We start from the raw sequence: 8,336 nt of genomic DNA, 5'->3' as shown, positions 1-8,336 counted from the left end.
GGTTTTGGGAAAATAATCAATTGTCTCTATATCATCTCAAAAATGATAATTATGAGCAAATTAATCAAAGTGAATTATTGCCAGATTTAGATATAGATTTATTGGCGAGTTGTGTTTTAATACCTTCCATTATTGATGCAAGAACAGCATTTATTAAAGGTATTAAAAGTAGTAGTTTGTAGGTTGGGTTGACGCCAGGAAACCCAACAATAATCATATCAAAATCAAATCTCTTCCTCTTTTCTTTTCTTCCTTCGTGTACTTAGTGTCTATCCCTAACGGTCCCGTGAGGGATACGTGGTTCATTAAATAGTAGTAAGTTCAGTTGACACAAAGAAAACCCAACATCACCCAAACCACCCAACCATCACCAACTATCACGAATAGTTTTTTCTACCAATGGCAGAAAATGACAAAAACCGCCATGATATAGAAGTTAACGAACTCACTATTGAGCAACTTAAAGACCTCATTCGAGAAACAGTTAGAGAAACCATAGAAGAACTGCTAACAGACCCAGATACAAACCAAACTATCAAAGATAATTTTAAACAAGAATTATTAGCAATTCGGAAGCGCAGAGAACACGGTCCTAGAGGTATTTCCACCGCAGAAGTTATGCAAAGACTAGGTTTAGAAAACAGATGAATTACCTAGTTGAGTATGAACCGGAAGCACTAGCTGACAATTTCCTGATCATTAAAAATGATTCATCTTAAAAATTATCAAATCCTGGATATCCTGATTCAGACAATTTCATTTTTCCACAGATTTAGCTATTATTCCCAATTGTAAACCAGGAGGAAAATTACCCTCTTCTTTAATTCTTTTGATTTCCGATGAAGTAATAGGTAAATTTAATCTTTGTGCTAATGCTTGAACAATGTCCCCCCTATCAATAATTCCAGCAACAGTATCAGCAGGAGAAATAACAGTAATTAACGGTAATTGTTCAGATTCTAGTTTATTAATTACCTCTGCTAAAGAACTAGATTCCATAACAGTTGGAATTGCTGTTAATGGATGAACAATACTTTGTAAAGTTTGATTTTCCCATTCACTTCTTTCCGTAGTTCGCAAATCATTAATTCCAACCAAACCGCGATAACGACCATCAGCAGCCGCAAAATAAACTTCTGGTACAGTAGTTTCTAAAAGATATAAATCAGCGAATTGTCGCAAAGTTTGATTAGCATCAACAACCCGAAAATTATGAGTCATAGTATCGGACGCTACTAAATCTAGTAGCGTTTCTTGTAATGTAGTTAAACGGTCATAACTGTTAGCATTGCGAACAGCAAACCAGCCAATCAAAATCACCCATAAACCCGTGATAAATTCCCCAGTCAAAAAATCAATAATAAACCCTAAAGCGATCGCACTGTAACCTAAAATTTGTCCAGACCTTGCAGCCCAATGTACTGCTTGAAAACGGTTTCCTGTAATTTTCCATAAAGCAGCTTTTAAAACCTGTCCTCCATCCAAAGGTAAACCAGGAATTAAATTAAATAAAGCCACAACCAAGTTAATTCTCGATAAATCTCCCGTCATTTCATTCAGGAGGTTACTATCAGGAATTACAGTCGCTATTAGACCCAGTAGAAAAAATAGAATCACACTTACCGCAGGACCTGCGATCGCTACTTGAAAAGCAGGGCCTGGAGTTTCTGATTCCTCTTCAATGGACGCAACTCCCCCAAACAAAAATAAAGTAATAGAATTAACTTTAATTCCCTGGGATTGTGCCACCAAACTATGTCCTAATTCATGCAGCAACACCGAAACAAATAACAGCAGTGCCATGATTAAACCAGCACCCCAACCCGCCACAGTCCCCCATTGTTGGTAAGCTAAACCAAAATTGAGAGTTGTTAACCCCAAAATTAGAAACCATAAGGGGTCTAAAAACAAAGGAATGCCAAATAAAGAACCTATTTGCCAATTTGTTTGCATTATTAGATATTTCCAGAAATTATTTTATAGTTAGAAATGTGGGTATAACTCCAGGATAGACAATTTCCCAAATTTGATCACGAAAAAAAAGCCCCAGATACCCCACCTCCCTAAGAAGTCGGATATCTGGAACTTGCCAAAAAAAGCAACAGGTAAATTAATTACTTATTGCTGCTGACAAAAAATATTAATCCAACTTACAAGCGACCAATATTAGTCAGTCCTAATACAATACCAATACCAATTACATGACCAAAAGCCATTGCCCCAATGAATCCCGGTACACTGACAGGTAATACAGGCATCCCAGGTCCAACTTTAGCAGATTTCAGGGCAAAAGTGAACAAAAGCACAACTGCGCTGCTGGCGCTAATAATGATGCCTACTGTAGGACTCCACACCGGTGTAACAGGAACAGATGTTGCGGCTAATAAGATTGATGACATGAAGGTGTGTTCTCCTCAATGAAAAAATGAATATTACAGAATTATAAAATTACATCAGACAAAGCAAAACTTTTTAAGTTAAATTAATATACATTTGTGATTATTTGTAACTTTTCAGATATTAAGCCTTTGCTTCACTAATGTTAAATGCGTGTTAAAATTTGCGGCATTACTCAACCACAGCAGTCTATAGCTATAGCGTCCTTGGGTGCAACAGCACTAGGATTTATCTGTGTTCCTGATTCTCCTCGTTACGTTACTATAGCTCAGATTCGGACTGCTATTACTCCCATTCCCCAAAATATTGATAAAATCGGCGTTTTTGCCGATACCACTATTTCGGAAATTAGTCAAGTAGTTACGGAGTCTGGTTTAACTGGTGTACAGTTACATGGAGAGGAAACACCAGAATTTTGCCATCAATTACGTCAATCTCTCCCCCAAGTAGAAATTATCAAAGCTTTCCGAGTCCGCAGTTTAGAGCATCTACAAACCACCGGAAATTATACCGATTATGTAGATACTCTACTACTTGATGCCTACCATCCACAACAACTAGGAGGAACAGGACAAACTTTAGATTGGCATAAGTTAAATCAGGAATTTAGCCCCAGTCTTCCTTGGTTTTTAGCGGGAGGACTCACACCCGATAATATTTTGACTGCGTTAGCGCAGACTAAACCCAATGGTATTGATTTATCCAGTGGTGTCGAACACTCACCAGGTGACAAAAATTTAGCTAAAGTGGCTTTATTGTTTGAAAGGCTTGCTAATTCGTCAGTAGTCAGTGGTTAGTTGTCAGTTGTCGGTAGTCAGTTGTCAGTTGTCAGTTGTCAGTGGTCAGTGGTCAGTTGTCAGTTGTCAGTGGTCAGTGGTCAGTGGTCAGTTGTCAGTGGTCAGTGGTCAGTTGTCAGTGGTCAGTGGTCAGTTGTCAGTAGTCGGTAGTCGGTAGTCGGTAGTCGGTAGTCGGTAGTCGGTAGTCAGTTGTCAGTAGTCGGTAGTCAGTTGTCAGTGGTAATGGGAAAATCCTTGTTACCTATTACCCATTACCCATTACCCATTACCCATTACCTATTACCCATTACCCATTCTTGACTAAAAGAAGGACGCTTGGTGACGAATCAAGTTGAAAAATTCCTCACGAGTTTTTTGTTCCTCTTGGAATACACCCAGCATTGAACTAGTGACCGTCCAAGAACCGGGTTTTTGCACCCCGCGCATAACCATACACATATGACTAGCTTCCATGACCACAGCAACACCTTTGGGTTCGAGAACTGTTTGCAGTGCTTCCGCAATTTGTCGAGTTAGTCTTTCTTGGACTTGCAATCTACGAGAATACATCTCAACAATCCGCGCTAATTTACTTAATCCCACAACCTTTTGATTAGGAATATAGGCAACGTGCGCCCTACCCATAAAAGGCAACATATGATGTTCACACAAGCTAAAGAAGTTAATATCTCTTACTAGTACCATCTCATCATGTCCTTCATCAAATATCGCACCATTGATGAGGTCTTCGAGGGATTCATTGTAGCCACTAGTGAGAAACTTCATAGCTTTAGCTACACGCTTTGGCGTTTTTAGAAGTCCCTCTCGTTCAGGATCTTCCCCTACTCCCACTAACATTGTCCGTACAGCAGCCATCATTTCATCCATTGTTTCCTCAGATGGTGGATGTATTTCTGCTGCTTTACCACCGTGAGTGTTGCGGTCTGGTCGAACATTGATAGTTTCTGCTAAATCAGGAATCAGAGGAGATTGAAAGCGATTAGAACCGTTTGAACCAGCGATAGTCATGATTAAATTTTAGTAGTTAGTCAGTGGTCAGTGGTCAGTGGTCAGTGGTCAGTGGTCAGTCGTCAGTTGTCCGTTGTCAGTGGTCTGTTGTCAGTTGTCAATTATCATTCATAGAGATAAATAACGAAATCACCAATTAGAAAACAGAAGGTTTCAGCTTCCACTTTTAATGTGCGGCTTTAGCTACGGACTCCAACTTATCTTGAGAACGGCTGACTAATGCTACATCTATCCCAGCTTTGGCATCAGCTAAAGCTGTTGCTGTCCCAATTCCGCTACTAGCCCCAGTAATCAAAGCCCGTCTTTTTTGCTCAAAATTCATGATATTTGCCAACTTTTTGCCAGTGCTGTGAGCCAACAGCTACTTATAAAATCAAGTAAATACAAATGCCTATAGCTGAGAAGATTGTTAAAAATCTTTAAACAGCCATAGGCAATTATAGCATTACTGCGTTTCTATGCCATTATCTTCAATTTTTTTAGCTTCACCAGCAGCAGCCTCTCAATTACCTATCAGGGAGATAAATAATATATTATGTTATGGGACTGATCACCCTGCAATAACTTTATTGTAAGTATTTCAGTGAACAAGCTCTGTAAAAACACCGATATTACGGAATTTATCATAACGGAGTTGGCGGCGTTCAGCAGGGGTGAACCGGTTCAGTTTATCTAAGTTTTCTACCAAGGCTTGTTTCAAATTAGTAGCCGCTGTTAATGGGTCAGAATGTGCGCCACCCAAGGGTTCAGGAACAATTTCATCAATAATTCCCAACTTTTTCAGATCATGGGAAATAATTTTCAAGGCTACTGCCGCTTGGGGGGATTTACTGGCATCTTTCCACAAAATTGCAGCACAAGCCTCTGGAGTGGCAACTGTATAAACTGAGTGTTCAAACATCAGTAAATGATCACCAACACCAATACCCAACGCTCCACCAGAACCACCTTCACCAATCACTGTACAAATAATAGGTACGTCAAAGCAGAACATTTCCCGCAAGTTATAGGCGATCGCTTCTCCTTGTCCCTGGTGTTCGGCTTCTATGCCCGCCCAAGCCCCAGGAGTATCAATAAAGGTCAAAATTGGCATATTAAACTTATTGGCGTGTTCCATGAGCCGCAGAGCCTTACGGTAGCCTCCGGGCGCAGCCATACCAAAGTTTCGGGCAACGTTATCCTTGGTATCCCGACCTTTTTGATGTCCTAACATCATTACCGGTTGTCCAGCCAAACGGCCGACACCACCCACTAAAGCGGGATCATCTCCGCCACAGCGATCGCCATGTAATTCCATCCACTCATCACTGATAGACTGAATATAGTCTAACGTGCTAGGGCGGCGGGGATGACGAGCTACTTGTAGTCGTTGGGATGGTGTCAGACTACTAAAAATCTCCTCCCGCAACTGCATAGCCCGTGCTTCCAGTTGGCGAATTTGTCCAGAAACATCAACACCATTCTCTTCAGCTAGTTGGCGAATTTGCTCAATTCGAGTGGCCAATTCTGCTAAAGGCTTTTCAAAATCTAATAGTAGCGGTTTACGCTCAGTTGTTGCCATAGTTATGTTAGTTGTCTGTTGTCCGTTGTCCGTTGTCCGTTGTCAGTTGTCCGTTGTCAGTTGTCTGTTGTCTGTTGTCTATTCTTTTCTCTTTGCCACTGACCATTGACCACTGACAACTGACTAAACTACCAATGGTCTAAAACCGTGTTTGATAGACACTCGACCAATTTGCTCCATTTTGTCTACGGTAATCTGATTACGACCCCAAGAAAAGTTTGTATATAACTTCTCAAATTCCAGTAGCATTGATTCGGCAAAACAAGCAAATAATTGGCGGCCTGGTACATCCATATTGACAATTTTCATAATTTTCCAGTCAATATCTAGGGAATGCTCCACAATGCCACCGTTTAACACATATACCCCCGGATACTGGATTTTTGTGCCTAAGTTTTTAGGATAACCACCATCAATTAGTAGACAGGGTTGCTTTAATGTGGTTGGATCAATTTCTACGCCTTTGGGCATACTAGCCACCCAGACGACAATATCCGCTTGGGGTAGTGCCTCCTCTAACCGCATTATTTTACCCCGTCCTAGTTCTGCTTGTAGTTCTTGCAAACGTTCTTGGTTTCTAGCAATTAATAGCAATTCTTGGACATCTGTTTTTTTATCTAACCAGCGGGTTACTGCGCTACCAATATCCCCCGTCGCTCCACACACGGCCACAGTTGCTTGGGATAATTCAATTCCTAGTTGTTTAGATGCTGCTTCTACTTGCTTGCAAATAATGTAAGCTGTATGAGTATTGCCTGTAGTAAAGCGTTCAAACTCTAGATTAATATTACGAACTTGTTTAAACTGTTCTAAATTGAAGTTTTCAAAGATAATTGAGGAAAATCCCCCCAAAGCTGTAATATCAATGCCATGCTTTTGTGCATGAGCCATAGCGTTCAGGATTTTGCGTGTTGCAGCTTTAATCCGCCTATTAGCCAGCATTTCCGGCAAAAAACAAGATTCTACATACTTTCCTTCTATTTTCTGCCCGGTAATACTGGTAACGGTGATATGATCAACTATTTGTGGCGGGGCGCTACACCAAAAGTCTAGCCCTTGATCGGCATATTCTGGATATCCCAATTCTTGAGCTACTGATTGAGCGTGTTCTAAACTAGTCAGATGTCCAATTAAACCAAACATGGATTGATATCTTAGGCGTGTGCTGTCGTGCAAAACTTGGTAATTATTCAGCAATCCTTTGGGGTAACGGAATTGTCACCCCTATGGTTATTATTTAAGCGGTTGCGAGTCCGTAAGCAGAAAGACGCATGATGTCACGGGTGGTAAAGCCTATGTTACTTAATGCTTCGCCATATTGAATCATAAAATCCTCTACTAGAGCGTCTTTTTCCATTGCTAGAACTTTGGCATCATCTGCTACTTCATTCAGCATTTTCCAGACAATGGGCAGATTTTGACGGTTTGCTTGCTCTAATTCGGCTTTGGATTCTGTAAAGTTTTTTTGCAGCCACACTTCACCAAAGTTCAGATGACTGTATTCTTCTTTTACAACTCCTTCTGTAATTTTCCGGGCAAAGTCGTCAGCTACGGGAATATATATGTTATAGGCTGCGATCGCAAAACATTCAATAATTAAAGATTGAATTAGCAAACAAGTAACTATTTTACCTTCCGCTGCTGCGATTTGGAAGTTTTTGTGCAATCCTGAGAAAAACTCCTTGGCAAATTCCATATCTGGAGTTACTTTTAAATTCCTACCACAGGCTTCAAATCCTTTTTTATGACGACTTTCCATTTTTGACAGCCGAATTAATTCCTCTGCTTGTGCCGGTAATAGTTGAGATAATGTTATGTAATTTTCGTGAGCTTCTTGTTCCCCTTCAATGACGATAGCATTAATGCGGCTATAAGCATCTTTATATACTTCACTTTGGAAATCAATTTCTTTGACCTGGTCTAAAATCTGCTGCATAGTCTGTATTACTCCGTTAACCCTACTCATTGGATACAAAAACTTAACTTGCCCGATAAAATTGGGGATAATGATCACTGTGATTTAATTTAACTTAACAAGGAACTATAGTGATTAGATTAGTTTTTACTGATGTTTTAGTACCAGAAAAACAAATACATGAAGTCATAACCAATGTCCAAGCTAAATTGGAATCTCAAAAATGCCAATTTTTTAAGCCTGTTAGTGGTGCTAACAGGTGTATTTATCGTTTTCCTGCCGCTAATTGTCATTTTCTCCACATTTATGGGAGGTTAGGTAACAAAAGCAGCGATTTTCCCCAGTAATTGGACTTTAGCCAATTATCGGGCGCTATGGAAAGAAAGTTTTGACTGGCCTTTACTAATTGTACCTTAGTAGCGATCGCAGTTTAAGTTAATTCGGATTTTATAGCCTTGACTATTTCAACTGCGGTGTCAAAATAAGTAATTAAACGCAAATAAACGCAAATAAACGCGAATCAATCTGTATTTCAGCCAAATAGGAATTGACTAATTAGACATCTCCAGATCGGAGTTTTGATAAAAAATAGATTATTCTTCATACTGAGTTAAATATATAGGAATCCGGTTTGATTCTGTGAATTTACTTGTGTGGT

General features: G+C 39.9%; 10 protein-coding genes and 2 pseudogenes. 5 read left to right on the top strand and 7 right to left on the bottom strand.

Features of this window, described 5'->3' with window-relative positions:
• Together ACIR310F_RS27145 and ACIR310F_RS0119635 are read left to right on the top strand one after the other, a co-directional pair.
• Positions 1-182 (top strand): annotated as a pseudogene (locus tag ACIR310F_RS27145) (Uma2 family endonuclease); the annotation flags it as partial.
• Between the two features lie 217 nt (positions 183-399).
• Positions 400-648, top strand: a complete 249-nt coding sequence (locus ACIR310F_RS0119635; protein ID WP_231387613.1) for a hypothetical protein — start codon at positions 400-402, stop codon at positions 646-648.
• A 108-nt stretch (positions 649-756) separates the two neighbouring features.
• On the opposite strand, the gene ACIR310F_RS0119630 is transcribed toward ACIR310F_RS0119635, so the two are convergent.
• Together ACIR310F_RS0119630 and ACIR310F_RS0119625 are read right to left on the bottom strand one after the other, a co-directional pair.
• Positions 757-1,953 (bottom strand): site-2 protease family protein, encoded by a 1,197-nt coding sequence (locus ACIR310F_RS0119630; protein ID WP_028085298.1) that lies wholly within the window; start codon positions 1,951-1,953, stop codon positions 757-759.
• Between the two features lie 197 nt (positions 1,954-2,150).
• Positions 2,151-2,399: a photosystem I reaction center subunit PsaK gene (locus tag ACIR310F_RS0119625; protein ID WP_028085297.1), complete on the bottom strand. Its 249-nt coding sequence runs from the start codon at positions 2,397-2,399 to the stop codon at positions 2,151-2,153.
• Between the two features lie 147 nt (positions 2,400-2,546).
• On the opposite strand from ACIR310F_RS0119625, the gene ACIR310F_RS0119620 reads away from it, so the two are divergent.
• Entirely contained in the window at positions 2,547-3,194 is a 648-nt protein-coding gene (locus tag ACIR310F_RS0119620; protein ID WP_028085296.1) for a phosphoribosylanthranilate isomerase, read from the top strand.
• Positions 3,195-3,344: a hypothetical protein gene (locus ACIR310F_RS26415; RefSeq protein ID WP_196803254.1), complete on the top strand. Its 150-nt coding sequence runs from the start codon at positions 3,195-3,197 to the stop codon at positions 3,342-3,344.
• Between the two features lie 150 nt (positions 3,345-3,494).
• On the opposite strand, the gene folE is transcribed toward ACIR310F_RS26415, so the two are convergent.
• The 5 genes and pseudogenes from folE to ACIR310F_RS0119595 all read right to left on the bottom strand — a co-directional run bounded on the left by folE (position 3,495) and on the right by ACIR310F_RS0119595 (position 7,699).
• Positions 3,495-4,202: a GTP cyclohydrolase I FolE gene (folE, locus tag ACIR310F_RS0119615; protein WP_028085295.1), complete on the bottom strand. Its 708-nt coding sequence runs from the start codon at positions 4,200-4,202 to the stop codon at positions 3,495-3,497.
• Positions 4,203-4,374: 172 nt separating this feature from the next.
• Positions 4,375-4,524: pseudogene (locus ACIR310F_RS24640) on the bottom strand (SDR family NAD(P)-dependent oxidoreductase); the annotation flags it as partial.
• A gap of 258 nt (positions 4,525-4,782) precedes the next feature.
• Positions 4,783-5,763, bottom strand: a complete 981-nt coding sequence (locus ACIR310F_RS0119605) for an acetyl-CoA carboxylase carboxyltransferase subunit alpha (protein ID WP_028085294.1) — start codon at positions 5,761-5,763, stop codon at positions 4,783-4,785.
• A 123-nt stretch (positions 5,764-5,886) separates the two neighbouring features.
• Positions 5,887-6,906 carry a long-chain acyl-[acyl-carrier-protein] reductase gene (locus tag ACIR310F_RS0119600; protein ID WP_028085293.1) on the bottom strand — a complete coding sequence of 340 codons (1,020 nt, stop codon included), beginning with the start codon at positions 6,904-6,906 and terminating at the stop codon, positions 5,887-5,889.
• A 94-nt stretch (positions 6,907-7,000) separates the two neighbouring features.
• Positions 7,001-7,699, bottom strand: coding sequence for an aldehyde oxygenase (deformylating) (locus tag ACIR310F_RS0119595; protein ID WP_028085292.1), 699 nt, complete (start codon positions 7,697-7,699; stop codon positions 7,001-7,003).
• A 110-nt stretch (positions 7,700-7,809) separates the two neighbouring features.
• Here ACIR310F_RS0119595 and ACIR310F_RS0119590 point away from each other — a divergent pair, with 110 nt between their 5' ends.
• The gene (locus ACIR310F_RS0119590; protein ID WP_028085291.1) at positions 7,810-8,025 is read left to right on the top strand and encodes a hypothetical protein; all 216 of its coding nucleotides are present in this window, start codon (positions 7,810-7,812) and stop codon (positions 8,023-8,025) included.
• The last annotated feature ends 311 nt before the right edge of the window (positions 8,026-8,336 follow it).

It is taken from the genome of Dolichospermum circinale AWQC310F (assembly GCF_000426925.1).
GTDB lineage: Bacteria > Cyanobacteriota > Cyanobacteriia > Cyanobacteriales > Nostocaceae > Dolichospermum > Dolichospermum circinale.
The sequence above is the reverse complement of the archived record's forward strand: the minus strand, read 5'-3'. Positions and strand labels throughout refer to the sequence as shown.

What these genes read in the sequence shown, in the direction of transcription:
- ACIR310F_RS0119630 (WP_028085298.1), bottom strand. Translation starts at nt 1,953, where the DNA reads ATGCAAACAAATTGGCAAATAGGTTCTTTATTTGGCATTCCTTTGTTT.
- ACIR310F_RS0119600 (WP_028085293.1), bottom strand. Translation starts at nt 6,906, where the DNA reads ATGTTTGGTTTAATTGGACATCTGACTAGTTTAGAACACGCTCAATCA.
- ACIR310F_RS0119635 (WP_231387613.1), top strand. Translation starts at nt 400, where the DNA reads ATGGCAGAAAATGACAAAAACCGCCATGATATAGAAGTTAACGAACTC.
- folE (WP_028085295.1), bottom strand. Translation starts at nt 4,202, where the DNA reads ATGACTATCGCTGGTTCAAACGGTTCTAATCGCTTTCAATCTCCTCTG.
- ACIR310F_RS0119605 (WP_028085294.1), bottom strand. Translation starts at nt 5,763, where the DNA reads ATGGCAACAACTGAGCGTAAACCGCTACTATTAGATTTTGAAAAGCCT.
- ACIR310F_RS0119625 (WP_028085297.1), bottom strand. Translation starts at nt 2,399, where the DNA reads ATGTCATCAATCTTATTAGCCGCAACATCTGTTCCTGTTACACCGGTG.
- ACIR310F_RS0119595 (WP_028085292.1), bottom strand. Translation starts at nt 7,699, where the DNA reads ATGCAGCAGATTTTAGACCAGGTCAAAGAAATTGATTTCCAAAGTGAA.
- ACIR310F_RS0119620 (WP_028085296.1), top strand. Translation starts at nt 2,547, where the DNA reads ATGCGTGTTAAAATTTGCGGCATTACTCAACCACAGCAGTCTATAGCT.